Below are 17,545 nucleotides of genomic sequence, written 5' to 3' on the forward strand. Positions count from 1 at the left end.
TGCATCACTCTGAGTGAGGATGGAGCCTAGCGTACAGTGTGGCGGGTCCTCGCCGTACGTGGGGTGGTCGTATTCGGGCGGCTAGTGCTGGTTGAAATAGAACGCGGCACACGACGATTTGTTCGTCGCATGCCGCGCTCTATTTTGCGAGTTTCTGATTATCTTGTTGAGACGGTTCCGGTTTTTTCGGCGATGGGTGAGATGAAGATCGGTTTGATCAACCAGGCCACCCCGACAGTCACAGCCACCGACAGCGCGAAGACGCCGATGCCCCACCAGTCGCTAGCATCCCGAGCGGTGAACATAATGTTGAGGTTGTGCAGCACTCCAGTGGTAAACACTAGGAACAGGTGGACGATGATGAACAGGATGAAGTACACCATGGTGAAGAAGTGAATCTTCCGAGCCACTGGCAGCGTGAAGGCCTTATTCAGGCCCTCAGCTTTCTGCGGCCACCACGTCGACAGTCGCAACCCGGTGAGCACTGCGATTGGAGCGGCAATGAATACGGTGATGAAATACGTCATGATCTGTAAGGCGTTGTAATACACCCACGAGTTCTCGGCCGGCCAGTCCAACGATAAATACTGGATGCCTGCTGAGACGATATTGGGGAAGATGTCCCAGTTCGTGGGAACAATGCGCACCCAGTGCCCGGTGGCAAACACCATCACATAAAAGATCAGCCCGTTGGCCACCCACAACACGTTGAAGCTTTGGTGGATCCACTGTTGGATCGAGACCTTCTGTGGGGAGTTCTTCTTATTGGGTGAGAAGAATCCACCATCCTTCGGGGTCCAGTACGCCTCAGGCCGTTCTTGGTTCCGAATCAGCAACCCGGACCGGATCACCATGACCATAATGAAGAAGTTGAAGAAGTGCTGCCAGCCCACCCAAGCCGGGATCCCGGGCTCAATGCCCTCCGGGTGCGTTGGCGTGCCATCATAGGTGGCAATAAAGTTCGCCACCGGCTCCAGGCCACGTGCCCACTGGGCGATCAGGACCAGCCCGGCGGCGACCACGGCCACACTCAACAAGGTCAAGATGACTTTGGTGACCTTGGACATCTCTTTTTTGGGTGGCTTCTGTGCGGACGCACCAGCAGGTGCGGCCTCGGTCTTGGCTGCGGGTTTGGCCGGTTCCGGCGTCACTACCTCTGGGGTCTTTACCGCCGGCTCAGCAGCAGGTTGGGCAGCCGGTTGAGCAGCAGGTGCCGACTCCTGGCTGGCAGCTGGGGCGCCCATCCGACGACGCGGAGCCGCCGGGGCCGAATCGGCCACCGGAGCCAGGGTCGGCTCTTCGGCCGCCGGAGCAGGGTCAGGCTGGGGCGCAATCGCCGCAGCGACATCCGGGTGGCCCACCTTCAGCGGTTCCCACCCCTCCATGCGTCGCCGCGGTAAGTCCTCGGTCACCGGTGCTGGAGCGACCGGTACCGCCTGCGCGACAGCCGGGGTGGCCTGCTCAGTAACAGCTGATGTTTCGGCAGCAGCCGGGGCTTGGGCAGCGGGTGCTGCGGTTGGGGCCACAACCGGCGCACCATCACGAGCCACCGACAACGGCTGCCATCCAGCCATCCGACGCCGCGGAACATTCGGATCCTGGATCGGACCCGACGCAGCAGACTGGACAGGTTCGGCAGCTGTGGTGGCAGTTCCCGGAACCGACTCCGCAATTGGAGTCGAAGCACCGTCAGCAGCCACCGATTGAGGGGCCTCGGTAAAATCCGTCTGCGTCTCGGATTCAGGTGTTGTTTGTGGTTCTAGAACAGAGATTGCGGATGAGACCGTGGGTTGTGGTGCGTCGGTGTTTTCGACGCTCAACGGGGCCCATCCGACCATACGGCGTTTAGACATAAATATCAGTTCCGGCGGGCTTGGATTTCATCAACGAGTTGAGGCATAACCTCAAAGAGGTCCCCGACTACACCGAAGTCCGCCACATCAAAGATTGGGGCGTCTTCGTCTTTGTTGATGGCGACAATGGTTTTGGCGGTCTGCATACCGGCCAGGTGCTGGATCGCACCGGAAATCCCTACGGCGATGTAGAGATCTGGCGACACGGAGACACCGGTCTGGCCGATCTGCAGGTTAGGGGGAACATACCCTGAATCGACAGCGGCACGGGAGGCGCCGACCGCGGCGTTGAATTGATCCGCAAGGTCCTCGACGAGTTTGAAGTTCTCTTCAGAACCGACACCGCGACCACCGGAGATAACGACCGAGGCCGATGTCAGAGCTGGGCGATCCGAGGCTTCTTCCAGGCCTTCGGCTGAGACAATCGTGGCACCCGGACCGGCGTCAACCTGCGTCTCAGAGTTCACCACAGCAGGCTGGCCGACAGCCGCCGCGCGGGTATCGATCGTGCCGGGACGCAGGGTGGCGATCATCAGCCCACCCTCGACGGTGGACTCGGTGTTGTAGTCCCCACCGAAGATCGAGTGGGTGACCACGGCTTCTTGGCCATCGGCATCCCAGTACAACCCGGTGGCGTCCGAGGCCACCGCACCCTTCGTGGCGATGGCAATCCGGCCGGCGATCGCTGAGTTCACCGGGTTACGACCCAGTAAGAGCAATGAAGTACCGTAGTGCTGCACGGCAGCCATCCCGGCTGCAACCTCGGCGGTGCCCAGCTGGTCTTCGGGTCCAGGGTGGACAAAGATTTCGGTCGCTCCAGCGGCTCCTAAGGAAGCGATGGTATCAGCATCCGGTGCGGTAGTCACGACCGCGACCGGCTCCCCAATAATGGAAGCAGCACCTAGCACTTCAGCAGGGTCGGTATGAGAAATAAGCGCAAGTACTTTCGTCACGTCAGAAAGCTCCTTAGATCAAGTGCCGTTCGGCAAGGAAGTCGACAAGTTCAGTAGTAGCCGTCTCGCCGGAGACCTTCTGCCCGGCCTCTTTCGGCGGGCGTTCAGCGGCGGAGACCATCACGTTGCGCACGTAGGCGGCGTCCGGTCCGGCAGCTAAGCCGAGATCGGCCAGCGAGGTGACAGCGATTTCTTTCTTCTTGGCCTCACGAATGGCTTTGAAGTTTGGCAGTTTTGGTTCACCGGCTTTTTCAGTCAGTGACACGACCGCAGGTGTGGCAGCCGAAAGGGTGAGCTTTTCGGTTTCGGTGTTGGTCTCACCGGTGACGGTGCCGTCGGTGATGTTAATGGAATCGGCGCCGATGATGTGTGGGCGGCCTAAGATTTGAGCAACCATTGCTGGGACCATTGCCCCACCGCCATCGGTCGACTCGGCGCCGGTCAGGACCAAGTCAGCATCCTTGACGGCTTCAGCCAACACGCGAGCTGTCTGGACCATATCCGATCCGGCCAGCGCATCGTCAACAACATGGACGGCACGGTCCGCTGCCAGTGCTAGTACCTTCCGGATGGCCTTATCTGCGTCAGCGGGCCCCATGGTCACGGCGACCACTTCGGTGGCGATGCCTTCTTTCTTGAGATCCGCGGCGACTGCACAGACCCGTTCGTCGATCTCGTCGACCACGTTTTCGGACGCTTCTCGAGCTAATAGCCCAGTATCCAACGCCACTTGGCGTTTCTCATAGGTGTCGGGCACCTGTTTTACGAGCACTACGACTTTCATGTCCACCCCAATAGTGATGAGCTTTTGCAAAATAATATATTATATACAGGAGAGTATAGCGAGCTCGAGACCTCTTGGCGAATACGTGTCACACCGGGATATACGAAGCCCACCCCAACGCACCGTGGTTTTGCAACCTGGCGATTGGGGTGGGCTGGAGTTCTAGACTGCTTCGCGTAGGTCCGTTTTGCGGATCTTGCCTGTGCCACTTCGTGGGAACGCCTCACGCAAGACAATGTCTTTCGGATGCTTATAACGAGCTAATTTCCCGTCGCAGAACTCGCGAATCTCTTCGAGAGTCGGAGCATCCGCTGGGTCTTGAGGAATGATGACCGCTACCGGTATTTCGCCCCACTTTTCGTCGGCACGTCCGACGACGGCGACATCAGCGACCTTGGGGTGCCAGGCAATGACGTTTTCTAGCTCGGCGCAATAAATGTTCTCCCCACCGGAGATGATCATGTCTTTGACTCGGTCCACGACATAAATGAAACCGTCCTCGTCTTGGCGTACGAGGTCGCCGGAGTGGAACCACCCTCCAGCAAAGGCTTCAGCGGTAGCTTCCGGATTGTTCCAGAAACGATCCATCACGCCGGGACCGCGGTACACGATCTCCCCGACTTCTCCTTGCGGGACGTCATTCATCTCTGGATCAACCACTCGGATCGAGTAGTTCACATCAGGAAGTCCAACAGAGCCGAGTTTGCGTAGAGAGTCCTCATGACTCAACGAGACACCACTTGCGGTGGTTTCGGTTTGACCAAAGGCCGCCTGAGAGTCCGCGTTGGGGAAGGTTTCCCGCAACAGTGTCAACAACGCTTCGGTGGCTGGGGCCGCACCCCAAGAGTAGAACTCCAGCTTGATGTCCCGCGGTTTGCGTTGCTGTTCTTCTGCAATCAGTTGCCATTGGGCCGGCACCATGAACGTGCGCGTGACGCCCTGTTCTTCCATGACATCCAGCAAGTATCCGGCGTCGAAATTAGTCGAAGGCGTGATAACGGTTTTGGCAGCACTGGAGATACTGCCAAGCATCACGTTGAATGCAGCGATGTGAAACATTGGCGAAGCGATGAGCACCGCATCGTGTAGGGGCTTCACCTTCCACGTACTGCTGATGCGCATAATCGTGGCGAGGAAGTTCGAATAGGTCAGGACCGCGCCCTTCGGACGACCTGTGGTGCCCGAGGTGTACATGATGGCCTGGTCATCAGTCTGTGCACAGATCACCGGATCTGGAATGTTCTGCAGTTCACCGGGCGCTGCGACCTGGTCTAGATCGAGCAGTTGTACCGACGTTTCCGCAGCGGCCTCACGGGTGATGTCGACTCGCTCGGCATCTGCGACCACTACCTTGGGTTCGCAATTGCCCAAGATGTAGCCGATCTCCCCCGCCGCGAGGCGAAAGTTGACCGGCACGATAATCGCACCCAAGTAGTTCACGGCGTAGGCCACCACCGGGTAGGCGGCACTGTTGCCTGCTACCAGTGCGACTCGGTCGCCTTGTTTGACACCGGCTTCGGCTAAGCGGGCGGCAGCGGTTTGGATGCGTGCTAGAAACTCTCGGAAGGTGAGTTTGAAATCTCCATCGACCACTGCTGTTTCTTCTGGCAGCTCCCAGGCATGTCGAAACACGCGTGCAAGCGGCAAATGCGTCCGAGACAATTCGAGACCAATATCCACACGAACTCCTTATAAGTCTTATTTCTGTAGGTGGCGCGACGCCAGCACACCAGGGCATCGGGTACGCCGTTGCTCAGTAGCGGCGTGTAAAAACTTGGGTGGAAGACCACCGGCAGGTAGCGGATCGGGCAAGGCTATCCTGCCGGTGGCTTTCATTTCACTAGGGCTCTAGCGCTCCGGCGGGCGCGGCTTACTCCGCTGGGCGGTGCTCTAGGTAGATCTCTTCCATCATGCGTTCTGCAAGTGGCGAGAAGTCGATGGATTCACCATCGAGGTTTTCTGCGAAATCGGACCAGTTGCCGTTATCTTCATAGCCGAGTTCTTCTACGATTTGCGTCCATTTTTCTTGCGCTGCGTCGTAGTCTGCGATGAGTTTGGTACCGTCTAGCGCATCGGAGCTCTCGACGTCTTCGCGAAGGGCCTCGACGGTAGCGTCGAGTGCTTCTTCAGTTTCATCATCGACGGTGTGGAACCCACCGGAGAAATCGTCCATCGCGGCGAGGTAGTCTCGGGTGCTGACCTCAAATTGTCCGTTGATGTAGACCTCGAGCTGATCATAGATGAGCTGTTGGGCAGCAAGCGGCAGGTCATCCCATTGTCCGCCAGCCAGCAGGGCGGCCGTGCTCCGACCCAGCGAGCCATCTTGCGGAGCAACGATGTGGGGAGCTACTTCAGAAACCCCAGTAGCCATACCGACTTTGAGCCCGTTGACCGCGCAGTTAATCACTCCACGTTGCAACCCCTCATACAGTTCAGTGTATGGAAGCGAAGTTCCGCTGGCCCCAATCGACTCAATCATTTGCAGAAGGTCGGGTGCCCCAGCACTAATCACAGCACCGTTCAATTCATCGGCGCTATCAGCCTGATCGGTACACATTGCCACGTGGGAGAATTCGGCTTCAACGGGAACAAGCGGAGTCACCCCCATGGCTTCGTAGTTACTTTGGATTTCTGGAGTGTTCCAGGCGACCTCTGCGGTGGCAGCCACGTTAACAAAATCGGATACGGCGCTCCCACTTCCGCCGCTGGATTGCAGGTTCACCAACTCGGCGATGGCTGGATATTCTGACGGGGCGTACTGCGGAATCTCATAGCCCAGGTCGAGACGACCATCCTGCAGCGCGGAAGCTACCTCAGATGGTGCAACGATAGGGTATCCAAATAGTACTTCGACCGAGATCTTCCCGTCGGACCATTCCTCGATGGCTTCGGCGAAGGCCGTATCACGAGCACCATTGCCACCGGTGGCAGAGCTCGCAGCTTGGAAGGTCAATTCAACCGGCTCCATGTCTGCCAAGGCTTCAGCGTATTCCTCTTTCGAAGCTCCGGGCTCAACGCTGGCACCGCGGTCTGCGGCTCCTTCAGTGTCACCAACACTGCCGGCGCAGCCTGCAAGGAGTAAAGCTGAGACGGTTAGCAGTCCTCCAAGGCGTAGTTTTTTGGTTAGAGACGTCGGTTTCATTCTTCTCCTAAGACGCAGCGACACGATATGAACCTGCGAGATGTTCGGCTTCCTGTGCTGGAGTACAAAGTCACCCCTGGAGGCGCCTCAGAGCTGTGGGCATGGTGACGCAGGCAGCACAGGGTTATTATACATTTCACATTATATATAAAATGTTCTCACCGTCGAACTCATAAAGGCAGCTTTTCGCTGCATAAAGTCCGCTTGTCGAACTCAGACGTGAATGCTCTGTGATGTCTGGCCGTAAGCTCTCAAATACTGTCGCGAGCATCAAGAAACGATGGTCATTATTTGGCGTGGGAGTTCTTGTAGGCGCGCCAGTGCCCGACGATAACTACTCAATCGAGAAAGGTTACGGCTAATCGGCGTGGACGGTAAGCAGTTCATCCCAGTGGGTGGTGTAGCGCGGTGACATCATCTCACGGCGCATTTGCCAGGAGGGACCTTCCCGCAGTCCCGCGCTGCCGAGGCCGATGGCCGCGCTGCCGTGTTCGGTCCGGATCTTCTCAAGCAGTGGGCCAACCTGTTTGGTTTCCTGGGTCGAGACGAATCCATCCAACATTTGTTCCGCCCCAGCTGGACGCAGTTCGGTGACGGTAATGCCCGCTTTGGCGTAGCGGATTCCGGGAGTGATCTTTGGTAACAGCGCCTTGGACGCCCGGGTCAGTACCACGGGGTCAGCACTGTGGCTTGGTAGCGAGACGGTCGCCGAGGGCGCATGGGATTGGTCTTCGTTGAAGTGACTGGTCATCGCCCAGGCGGTGACAACCTTGGCTTCACCATTTTGCCGGTGTAATCGGGTGGCGGCGCGTTGGGCATAGATGGCCAGGACCTGTTCCATCTGCTCTCGATCGGTGATGGGCTCAGAGAAACTCCGGGAGAACAGCAATTGGTCTTTGAGCTCGCGTTCTTCCTCCATCGGGATGCACGGGGTTCCGCGTAGCTCAAGCAGAGTGCGCATTTGGACGATGGAGAACTTGTCACGAATCCGGAACTGGTCGGCGTCGCGAAACTCTTGGATCGTGGAGATGCCCATCGCGTTGAGGCGTTTGGCCACCCGGCGCCCGATCCCCCACACTTCTCCGACGGGCAGCTGGCTGAGCAACTGTTCTCGGGTGGACTCTGGTACGCGGTCCCACACGCAGACGCCTGCCAATTCGGGTACTTTCTTGGCGGCTTGGTTGGCCAGTTTCGCTAGCGTTTTTGTTTTGGCGATGCCCACGCAGACTGGCAATCCGGTGAGGCGCAGGATCTCGCGTTTAATGTGCGCGGCGGCTGCGTGGACTTCATCTAGGCTTCCGCCTAACCCGATGAACGCTTCGTCGATGGAGTACACTTCGGTCCACATTGTCATTCGGGATAAGATCCCCATGACCCGCGAAGACATGTCGCCGTAGAGTTCATAGTTACTGGATCGGGCGGCCAAGCCGAGCTTTTCGGCCCCGGGCTGTAGCTTGAACCAGGGATATCCCATTGGGATACCCAGCGCTTTAGCTTCGTCACTCAACGAGACGCAACAGCCATCGTTATTCGACAGCACGACTACGGGTCGGTCAATGAGCAAAGGATCAAAAACGCGCTCGGCGGAGACATAGAAGGCGTTGACGTCGACCAGCCCGATGTAGTCATCGGCACGATTTATAGCTGGTGTAGACATGTGGTCGCGACTCCCCAAATCGTCAGATCGGACAGCTCAGCCACGGTCACATCTGGGTACTCGGCGTTTTCGGCCTGCAGCACTACACCTGAGGGCGTGACGCGCAGGCGCTTCACCGTCATCTCCCCGTCGACGACCGCAACCACCACGTGCCCGTCACGGGGCTCTATTGAGCGGTCAACGATGAGTTTATCCCCGTCGTAGATCCCCGCACCTTCCATCGAGTCACCAGAAACTCGCACGATGAAAGTCGCCAGCTCATCGCGAATGAGCATCTGCGTCAGGTCAATTTTGGTGTCTGAGTAATCCTGTGAGGGCGACGGGAAACCAGCCGGCACATGGCCGACACCAGCGGCGATCAGGCGCCCTTCGGATGGCGCGTACGAGTACACCCGTTCAATCTTCATCCCAAGCTCCCCTCACTCGCCAACTCAGTCTAATACCTGGGGATGAAGCGTAAAGCTGCTCGCAGCCCGAGCGGAGTTCCGTGGCATCCGCTGGGGCTAGGAACGAGCCAGAATGACTATTCGACCTCGGTGAAGCCTTGGGCTTCAAGCAGTTCGCGGCTTTCGTCGAGGCTAATGTAGTCGGCGTCTTCCAGATTGGAACCCTCGAAACCGGGGACGCCTTCGAGCTCTGCGACGTCGATGACTTCGTAATCGATAACGACTTCTTCAGTAGCGGTGGTTTCACCGTAGTCCATCGAGATTTCGTAGCCTTCGATATCTTGGGACTCAGCCAGCAGCATGTCCAGCACTTCTTGAGCCTGCTCTTTGTTTTCGAACCCGGCTTCTTCGTAGTTGATTTCATTGCTGGCAGTCTGTTTGATGACCTCATCGCCCACGTGAGTGTAGGTCAGTCTCATTTCAACGCCGTTCTGATTTTGGGTGAACGCCGTATCTTCAGGCTCTTGCTCGCCACATGCAGAAAGGCCCAGGACCGCGGCAAATGGGAGGGCTGTTAGCGCGATGGTTTTCTTCAAAGGTGTGCGTGAGATCTTCAAGACTGCTCCTTAGCAGAAGGGAGTTTTGGCGTTTCTACAAAACGGCAATGGTGAAAGCGCTACGGAACGCGCCGGGTCGAGTATATCGGAAACACTTGAAGCTTTGGATAAATACATGTCCTTCAAATATGAACAACACTCATAAACTGCGTGATACCAAGTCAGCGGAGGCCGCGCGCACGCACCAGGCGCGTCATATTTCGGTAAAGGCTGGGGCTATGATTTCCGACGCAGCGCGTCGACGAGCATCCGAAGTAACACGAGTGCCAGGAATACCGCGAACACGATATTGGCGGTCGCCGGATCCAACGCGTAAGCCGCCCATACCCCGGCGGGTGTTGCCACAGCGGCGGCCCCACCAATGACCAGCGCGGCTGGCGGATCAACGTTTCGGCGTCGCAGGTTCGCCAGGGTGCCCGACGCTCCGGTGGCGATGATGACTAACAAGGAAGTGCCTTTGGCTGTTAGATCGCTGGCGCCAAAAACTACGACGAGCAATGGCACAATGATCACCCCACCGCCGATGCCCAGCAGCCCTGACATGACACCGGTGAATAACCCCAGGAGCACAAGTCCGGCTCCGAGCAACCAGTCTATGTCGACGACCGCATCGCGGGAGGGGATCACCACGAATAATGATGCGATCACGATGAGCATGAAGCCAATGAATCCCCACAACACGACCCGGTGTGAAAGCACTGTCAGCAGCCAGGAACCAAGCGGGGCACCGAAAATCGATCCGGCAGCCAAGAGGACGGCCATCAAGAGATTCACGTTGCCGTCGATCGCATACGTAATAACACCGACCACAGCAGGAAGCACAACGGCCAACAGCGACGTGCCGGCTGAGATTCTGGTGTAGTACCCGAAAAGGTAGACCAGTGCCGGCAGGATGATGATGCCGCCACCGATCCCGAACAGCCCTGAGGCTACCCCGACGGCCAGCCCGAGCAGGACGAGCCCAAACCAGTTGCGTTTTTCGGGGATGGTCAATGCCGTCACGGCCGCTCCACTCACACTCGTGCGTTACCTAACGCCTTGAGGGTAGCACTGCCCTGCCATGGGGATCACTGATGAGTGCGAGCGAAACATCGGGGACCGCTGCTGTCCGAAGCGCCTCAACTGATTGACATGCATTCAACATCGAATGATAATCGATATATATCTAACGTAAATCGGGCCCAGCCATCCATCCTTGCCCGAGTGGTCTTGCCCCTGCGAATCCTATTGGTCTTGGTTTTCGTGGGGTTAGTGGTCGCCCAAGTCATGTCATTTCCCGGAGAATTTATCCACTCGCCAGCGGACGACCCGTGGCGGTGGCCGATGCTCATCTTCTGGGAACTTCAAGCACTGTGCGTACAGATCGTGATCGTGTGCACCTGGCAGCTCCTCACCTTGGTGCGTCGCGATCGAATCTTTACCGCAGGGTCTTTGCGATGGGTTGATGTGATCGCCTGGACCTTTTTCGCAGCCTGGATGGTGCTCGTCGTGATGGCGGGTTCTGCGGTGCTCTACATCTACTTCACACCAGAGCTGCGCGATCCCGGCCCGCCTGCGGTGTTCATTGGCATCACGATGCTCGCAGCGGTCTTCGTACTGCTCATCGTTGTGTTGCGCGATCTTTTGCGCCAGGCGACTCTGCTGCGTGAAGATCTTGAAGGCGTGATTTAGTGGCTATCGTGGTGCGAATCGATGTGGAATTGGCCAAGCGCAAGATGAGCGTCGGGGAATTCGCCGAACGGGTCGGCATCAGCCCAGCCAATGTCTCGGTACTGAAAAATGGGCGCGCGAAGGCGGTCAGGTTCAGCACGCTCGAGGCAATGTGCCGAGTGCTCGACTGCCAACCCGGAGATCTCTTGGAGTGGGTCGAGGACTAAAAGCCCGACCTAGGGACGCACCGCGGCCTCGTGCGTCGATCACAGACCGAGGTCGCTGAGCCCTGGATGATCTTCCGGGCGTGGGGTGCCGAATTCCCAGTGGAACTTGCGGTCGGCTTCGGTGATCTCAACGTCGTTGATGCTGGCATGCCGATGTGACATCAACCCGTCGCTATCGAACTCCCAGTTCTCATTGCCATAGGCGCGGTACCACTGGCCGTCTGGCGACTGGTACTCATAGCAATAGCGCGCTGCGATAAGGTTCTCCGTGAAGGCCCAGAGTTCTTTGATGAGTCGGTAGTTCAGCTCCTTGGACCATTTGTCTTTGAGGAACTCGATGATCTCGTCGCGGCCCTGCAGGAAGGTATCGCGGTTGCGCCATGTGCTGCCTGGCGTGTACGCCAGGGCGACTTTTTCTGGTTCCTGTTTGTTCCAGGCATCTTCGGCACCACGCACCTTCTTGATGGCGGCGTCGCGGTCAAATGGTGGCACAGGGGGTCGAACAGACATAATGAACCTCCGACGAAAGAACTTGGATTCCATCCCCCACCCTAGTGACGCCATTTGGCGGTGACCAGGGATGCTCACACCCTCGGGCTTATTCCGCAGCGTGTAGCAAAATGCTCAGCACCTCGCCGGGCAGGGAGTAAAACGGCGAATGGCCGGAGTCCAGTTCGTGGACGCGTGCCAGGGTGCGTTGGGCCATGAGTCGTTGCAACGCCGGTGGGACAGCGCGATCACGCGTGCAGATCACGTATTCTGTGGGCGGCAAGACGGTGTCGCCCAGGCTGACCGGGGTCTCGAAGAGTTGTAGCGGTTGCGGCCCCATCTTCTCGATCGCACTGCGGGCAAGTTCCTCCGGCACGTCATGGTAAAACACGGTGCGTGCTCCGGCGGGATCGAAGGTACCGATGGGTGGGTCCCCGGTGACGGTGAGGTACTTTTCGAACTGGCTGTCGACGCCTTCTGGCAGGTGTGCCAGGTCCAGCAGCGATTCACCATCCACGGGTCGAAACGCCGCTAGATAAACCAACTTGGCAACCATCTCCGGCACTTCAGCGGCGACCTGGGTGATGATGACCCCGCCCATGCTGTGTCCGACGAGGACGGCGGGAGCGTCCAGCGAGCGCAAATATTCCACGGCTCGCTGCGTCGCGGAAGCCAGCGTGACTTCGGATAAGGGCGTCGGATCCTGTCCTGCCCCAGGAAGGTCTGGTGCGAGCACCGTGTGGCCTGCGGTGCGGAGATCATCGGCAAGATGTGCCCAACACCATGCACCATCAAACGCTCCGTGGACCAGAACAAAGTGTGCCATGACAGTGTCTCTTTTCGACTCCAGTCTGTCTCTGTGTGCAGCTCATCATAGCGCGCGGGGTGACGAGGAAGAATACCCCCAAGTTGAGGTTTTTATACAGTCGCTTCGGCGGTTTTTGGATTACCGCGGAAGCAGTAGGCGGTGAGTGCTGCAGCGAGCAAAGACACCACACCGACCATGACCAGGATCATGAGGTAGGCATCATCGTAGGCCTGGACTGCTGCCGGGCCGTGGACGGGATGGTCGACCCCGTGATCAACATCGGAGGCGACCTCTGACGGGGCGGTGATCGAGTAGAACAATGGCAACAACGAGCCGAAGACTGCCACGGATAACAGCGTGCCAAATTCATAGGAGACGGCTTCGACAGAAGATGCCATCCCGGCTTTGTCTACGGGTGCGGCGCCGAGGATCGCGGTCGATGCCACCGAAGAAGCCAACCCGCTACCGAGCCCGACCAGCAACAGGCTGATGATGAACGGCACCAGGGAGTCGTCACCGAAGGTCCACCAGGCCCCGCCGATGCCGACAGCCATGAGGGCAAATCCACCGGAAATCAAGGGGATGAATCCGACGCGATGCAAAATAGAGCCGCCCAACAGCGCTGCGGGGATGGCTGGGACGGCGACCGAGGCCACGAGGGCTCCGGCTTCCAGGGGTGTGAAACCACCGGCAGTCTGAAAGCGCTGCGTGGTCATGAGTTCAACACCGGCCACCACAAACATCATCAACCCGGCGGCCAGTACACCGCCGGTAAAGATGCGATTGCGGAAGATCTGCGCATCCAGCAGTGGCTGTTCTAGCCCGCGTTGTCGCGAAATGAACAACAACAGGCCGATAACCCCTACGATCGTCGAGGTGACCAGCAACCATGCGGCGCGATCCGGGTTGGCGAGTTCTTTGATCGCCATGACCAGGCCGACCATTGCCAGCATCGCCCAAACCGATGAGATCAGATCCCAGTGTTTATGTGGGTTCGCGATGTTCGGTGGGGCAACCACCAGGGTGGCGATCAGCGTCACGATGACAACCGGCACGTTGATCAGAAACACCGACCCCCACCAGAAGAATTCTAGTAACAGTCCGCCGAGCACCGGTCCGGCAGCCGCCCCGACCACGGCGACTGACATCCAGATAGCGATGGCGAGATTGCGTTCGCGGACATTGGTAAAGGTGATGCGGACCAGGGCGAGACTGGCGGGCATCATGGTGGCGGCGCCGACCCCGAGGAGGCCGCGGGCGGCGATGAGGAACCAAGCGCTGGGTGAGAAGGCTGCGATCAGTGAACCGAGACCGAAGATGGTCACCCCGGTGAGGAACATCAGGCGGTGACCGATGCGGTCGCCAAGCGTGCCGGTACCTAACAACAGCCCGGACAGCACCAGCGGATAGGCATTGATAATCCACAAACCTTGCAGCGGTGTCGTGCCTAATTGGTCGCGGAGTTCAGGTAAGGCGGTGTAGAGAATCGAATTGTCGGCACCGACGAGAAATAACGCGGCACTGATAACGGCAAGAAATGTCCACCGCTGTCGAGGGGTTGAAACCGTTTGCGCTCGTGAATGCTCCACCACCACGACAGTACCAGGCGCTCGATAGAAAAATCATTGACCAATGCAGCTGCGAAAACTATACTGACTAAATACTCAGTCAGTCATGTAGGAGGCTCTCATGTCCCCAGTAAATGAGGGCGCCCGTGGCGGTGCAGAACGTATTCTTGATGCAGCTATCCTGTTGTTCGGCCAGCACGGCTTCCGCGGGACCACGCTCAAAGATATCGCCACTGAGGCCGGTGTTTCGCAGGCGTTGATCGTGCATCACTACGGCACTAAAGAACAGCTCCGCTCAGTCTGTGACGATCATGTGGCACAACTGATCCGGGAACGGAAAGCAGAAGTGCTCGAGGATGAGCCGCGCATCGACCCGGTCATTGCCATGCGACAGCTATCCAATGGTCGAGCGTTGCTGCGCTATCTGATTCGTACGCTCACCGAAGGTGGCGAGCACGCTGCCCAACTCATTGACGAGATGGTCGCGGATGCCCAGGAATACATGACCCAGGGCGAACGTGCGGGCGTGATCAAACCCAGCGCCGCACCACGTGATCGCGCAGTCCTGCTTGTGCTCTGGTCACTGGGAGCACTGGTACTGCATGAACACGCACAGCGACTGCTTGACGTGGATTTCTTGGCCTCGGGAGACTCCGCCGATGACCTACAACGCTATCTCTACCCAGCGCTAGAACTGTACACCCAGGGCCTCGTTGTCGACGGGGCTGTGGATGATCTTTCCGCTTTCCTTGGCCCTGCGGGCACCACGTCCGACAGTGCGCACGATACCCGAAAAGAGTGAGCAGACCATGAACACCCCAACTGCTATTTCCACCCGCGATTTGGTCAAGACCTTTGGTAACACCCGAGCACTGGACGGTTTGGACCTTGACGTCGAACAAGGCGAGGTCCACGGCTTTCTGGGCCCCAACGGGGCCGGCAAATCCACCACGATCCGCATCCTTTTGGGGCTGCTGCGCGCCGATAGCGGCAGCGTTAGCCTGTTGGGCCAAGATCCGTGGAAGGACGCGGTCCCACTGCACCGACGACTGGCCTATGTACCGGGTGATGTCGAGTTGTGGCCCAACCTCACCGGCGGAGAGGCCATCGACTTATTCGCTCGACTACGCGGTGGACTGGACCAAAAACGGCGCGACGAATTGTGCGAACGCTTCGATTTGGACCCGTCGAAAAAGGCCCGCACGTACTCCAAGGGCAACCGGCAAAAGGTTGCCCTTATCTCAGCGCTGGCCTCCGACGTCGAGCTGCTCCTATTGGATGAGCCCACGGCTGGCCTGGACCCGCTGATGGAAGTGCTCTTCCAACAGGCCATCCACGAGGTCAAGGCCGCCGGCCGGACCGTGCTGCTCTCCAGTCACATTCTGGCCCAGGTTGAAGTCCTGGCCGATCGGATCTCGATCGTCCGGCAGGGGCGGATCGTCGAGACCGGAAGCCTGTCGGAGCTGCGCCACATGACCCGCACGACCGTCATCGCCGAAACTGACCGGCCGGCACGCGAATTGGACACGATACCCGGCGTCCACGACCTCACCGTCGCGGACGGTACGGTGCAGTTCCAACTCGACGGTGATCGGTTTGATGAGGCAATGCGAGCCCTGACCCCGTTGGGTGTGCGCTCGCTGGTGGCCCACCCACCGACCCTTGAACAACTCTTGATGCGCCACTACGGCGAGGGTGTAAACGACAGCACCCATGCTTTGAAAGGTCAATCATGACCACCAGAACGCAACCACGACATCGCGCACCCACCACCGAGGTGGGCACCGCGCCGTTGGCCGGGCTGGGCACGATGATCCGGTTCATGTTGCGACGGGATCGGATCCGGCTGCCAGTCTGGATACTGGGCCACGGTCTGTTCGTCATCTACATCACCGCCGCGCTCCCCCAGCTGGCACCCAGCGAGCGGGACCTGGCAGGACTCACCTCGCTGTTAACCCAGCCGGTGGCGCGGATGTTCACCGGCCCTGCACTGGGTCTGGATGATCCGACCTATGAGCGGTTCTTCGCCGCCGGGTATGCACCGTATCTGTTCATCATCGCCGCCCTGATGAACATTTTCCTCGTCACCCGCCACACCAGGGCCGAAGAACAAAGCGGGCGTGCCGAGTTGTTGCGCGCCTCGGTGCTGGGCCGACACACGATGCTGACCGCCACCCTGGTCGTCGCCGGGCTGGCGAACCTCGGAGCAGCAGCAATCGTCACCGTACTGACCCTGGGTGCCGGGTATCCGGCCGCGGGTTCCGTGCTAGTCGGTGTCGCCACCGGAGCCACGGGTATGGTCTTTGCGGGGATCACCGCGATCACCGCGCAAGTCAATGAGTTCTCGCGTGCAGCCTCAGGCATGGCAGGCGCGATCCTCGGTGCGGCGTTTGTGCTGCGAGCGCTCGGCGACATGGCGGAACCCGGCGGCAGTGCGCTGTCCTGGGCCTCTCCCCTGGGTTGGGCCGCTCAAACCGCACCGTATGTGCACGACCGGTGGTGGCCGCTGGCCCTGTCGGCCGGGCTCGCCGCGGTCACGATTGCTATTGCGTATTTCCTACAGGATCGACGAGACTTCGGTGCCAGCCTCGTGCCACCTCGTCCGGGCAATACGCGCGCCCACCCGATGCTGGGACATCCGCTCGGACTGGCCGCACGCCTCCAGCGCGGGGGCTTCCTCGGCTGGGGGTTTGGCATCCTCGCGTTGGGCGTCATTGATGGGTTATTCACTCAAGCGATGCTGGATGCCGCAGACGCAATGCCACCCGAAATGCGCGCCGTCTTCGGCACCGAGCAACTGCTCGACGGTTACGTCGGCTTCCTTGCCAGCTTCATAGCCATCCTTGTCGCAGCCTATGTGGTGTATGCGATCCAGACGCTGCGGACCGAAGAAGGTTCCGGCCGGGCAGACACCGTGCTGGCCACCCCCGTGAGTCGGGCCGGTTGGCTGGGGTCCCACCTGACCGTTGTCGCGGCCGGAGCCATGCTAATCCTGCTGATCACCGGGCTTGGCACCGGGATCTCCGCAGCGGCGGTGACCGGTGAGGCATTCCTCATCGGCGACGTGCTGTGGGCGCACCTGGCCACCGCACCGGCGATACTGGTCGTGCTGGGTCTGACCGTCGGCTGTTTTGGACTGCTGCCACGGTTCATGACGCTGGTCGGCTGGCTGGCGGTCGCGATCATTGCCATCGTCGACCTGTTCGCCGAGCTGTTGGATCTGCCCGACGGGTTCCGGGCCCTGTCACCACTGTGGCACCTGCCCCGGGTACCGGTCGAAGACTTTGAACCGACCCCGTTCGTCGTGCTGCTCGGCATCGCCGTGGTGACCGCCGTGCTCGGGCTGATCGGGTTCCGCCGCCGTGAGATAAACGACAAATAGCAGATACACCTCGCGCACCCGCCACGGGA

17 protein-coding genes are annotated in these 17,545 nt (G+C 59.1%); 5 read left to right on the plus strand and 12 right to left on the minus strand.

The genetic code is table 11. From position 1 onward, the window contains the following. Positions 1–158 precede the first annotated feature (158 nt). From J2S62_RS12570 to J2S62_RS12610, 9 genes are all read right to left on the minus strand, one after another. Positions 159–1,853 (minus strand): cytochrome b/b6 domain-containing protein, encoded by a 1,695-nt coding sequence (locus J2S62_RS12570; RefSeq protein WP_310175256.1) that lies wholly within the window; start codon positions 1,851–1,853, stop codon positions 159–161. 5 nt (positions 1,854–1,858) lie between these two features. Next, positions 1,859–2,806 carry an electron transfer flavoprotein subunit alpha/FixB family protein gene (locus tag J2S62_RS12575; RefSeq protein ID WP_310175258.1) on the minus strand — a complete coding sequence of 316 codons (948 nt, stop codon included), beginning with the start codon at positions 2,804–2,806 and terminating at the stop codon, positions 1,859–1,861. 13 nt (positions 2,807–2,819) lie between these two features. Further along, positions 2,820–3,620 carry an electron transfer flavoprotein subunit beta/FixA family protein gene (locus J2S62_RS12580; protein ID WP_310175260.1) on the minus strand — a complete coding sequence of 267 codons (801 nt, stop codon included), beginning with the start codon at positions 3,618–3,620 and terminating at the stop codon, positions 2,820–2,822. Positions 3,621–3,752: 132 nt separating this feature from the next. Next, positions 3,753–5,270, minus strand: a complete 1,518-nt coding sequence (locus J2S62_RS12585; RefSeq protein WP_310175262.1) for an AMP-binding protein — start codon at positions 5,268–5,270, stop codon at positions 3,753–3,755. Positions 5,271–5,460: 190 nt separating this feature from the next. After that, positions 5,461–6,732, minus strand: a complete 1,272-nt coding sequence (locus tag J2S62_RS12590) for a TRAP transporter substrate-binding protein (RefSeq protein WP_310175264.1) — start codon at positions 6,730–6,732, stop codon at positions 5,461–5,463. Positions 6,733–7,090: 358 nt separating this feature from the next. Next, complete coding sequence (locus J2S62_RS12595; protein WP_310175266.1) at positions 7,091–8,389, minus strand: Y-family DNA polymerase; 1,299 nt, start codon at positions 8,387–8,389, stop codon at positions 7,091–7,093. Further along, the gene (locus tag J2S62_RS12600; protein ID WP_310175268.1) at positions 8,371–8,796 is read right to left on the minus strand and encodes a LexA family protein; all 426 of its coding nucleotides are present in this window, start codon (positions 8,794–8,796) and stop codon (positions 8,371–8,373) included. Before J2S62_RS12600 ends, J2S62_RS12595 begins: the two co-directional genes overlap by 19 nt. 116 nt (positions 8,797–8,912) lie before the next feature. After that, positions 8,913–9,392: a YehR family lipoprotein gene (locus tag J2S62_RS12605; RefSeq protein WP_310175270.1), complete on the minus strand. Its 480-nt coding sequence runs from the start codon at positions 9,390–9,392 to the stop codon at positions 8,913–8,915. Between the two features lie 216 nt (positions 9,393–9,608). Next, positions 9,609–10,394 (minus strand): sulfite exporter TauE/SafE family protein, encoded by a 786-nt coding sequence (locus J2S62_RS12610; protein WP_310175272.1) that lies wholly within the window; start codon positions 10,392–10,394, stop codon positions 9,609–9,611. Positions 10,395–10,523: 129 nt separating this feature from the next. Here J2S62_RS12610 and J2S62_RS12615 point away from each other — a divergent pair, with 129 nt between their 5' ends. After that, complete coding sequence (locus tag J2S62_RS12615) at positions 10,524–11,063, plus strand: DUF2975 domain-containing protein (RefSeq protein ID WP_310175274.1); 540 nt, start codon at positions 10,524–10,526, stop codon at positions 11,061–11,063. After that, entirely contained in the window at positions 11,063–11,269 is a 207-nt protein-coding gene (locus J2S62_RS12620; protein WP_310175276.1) for a helix-turn-helix domain-containing protein, read from the plus strand. Before J2S62_RS12615 ends, J2S62_RS12620 begins: the two co-directional genes overlap by 1 nt. A gap of 39 nt (positions 11,270–11,308) precedes the next feature. Here J2S62_RS12620 and J2S62_RS12625 read toward each other — a convergent pair whose 3' ends face one another. The 3 genes from J2S62_RS12625 to J2S62_RS12635 all read right to left on the minus strand — a co-directional run bounded on the left by J2S62_RS12625 (position 11,309) and on the right by J2S62_RS12635 (position 14,155). After that, the gene (locus J2S62_RS12625) at positions 11,309–11,779 is read right to left on the minus strand and encodes a nuclear transport factor 2 family protein (protein WP_310175278.1); all 471 of its coding nucleotides are present in this window, start codon (positions 11,777–11,779) and stop codon (positions 11,309–11,311) included. A gap of 88 nt (positions 11,780–11,867) precedes the next feature. Further along, positions 11,868–12,584, minus strand: coding sequence for an alpha/beta fold hydrolase (locus J2S62_RS12630; RefSeq protein WP_310175280.1), 717 nt, complete (start codon positions 12,582–12,584; stop codon positions 11,868–11,870). 92 nt (positions 12,585–12,676) lie between these two features. Continuing rightward, positions 12,677–14,155: an MFS transporter gene (locus J2S62_RS12635; protein WP_310175282.1), complete on the minus strand. Its 1,479-nt coding sequence runs from the start codon at positions 14,153–14,155 to the stop codon at positions 12,677–12,679. 100 nt (positions 14,156–14,255) lie between these two features. Here J2S62_RS12635 and J2S62_RS12640 point away from each other — a divergent pair, with 100 nt between their 5' ends. The 3 genes from J2S62_RS12640 to J2S62_RS12650 are packed head-to-tail and all read left to right on the plus strand — an operon-like array spanning position 14,256 to position 17,516. Beyond that, positions 14,256–14,936 (plus strand): TetR/AcrR family transcriptional regulator, encoded by a 681-nt coding sequence (locus J2S62_RS12640; protein WP_310175284.1) that lies wholly within the window; start codon positions 14,256–14,258, stop codon positions 14,934–14,936. A 7-nt stretch (positions 14,937–14,943) separates the two neighbouring features. Then, on the plus strand, positions 14,944–15,870 hold the full coding sequence (locus tag J2S62_RS12645) for an ABC transporter ATP-binding protein (protein WP_310175286.1): 927 nt from the start codon (positions 14,944–14,946) through the stop codon (positions 15,868–15,870). Beyond that, positions 15,867–17,516 carry an ABC transporter permease gene (locus tag J2S62_RS12650; protein WP_310175289.1) on the plus strand — a complete coding sequence of 550 codons (1,650 nt, stop codon included), beginning with the start codon at positions 15,867–15,869 and terminating at the stop codon, positions 17,514–17,516. Before J2S62_RS12645 ends, J2S62_RS12650 begins: the two co-directional genes overlap by 4 nt. Positions 17,517–17,545: the final 29 nt, after the last annotated feature.

Source organism: Enteractinococcus fodinae, assembly GCF_031458395.1.
Classification (GTDB): Bacteria; Actinomycetota; Actinomycetes; order Actinomycetales; family Micrococcaceae; genus Yaniella; species Yaniella fodinae.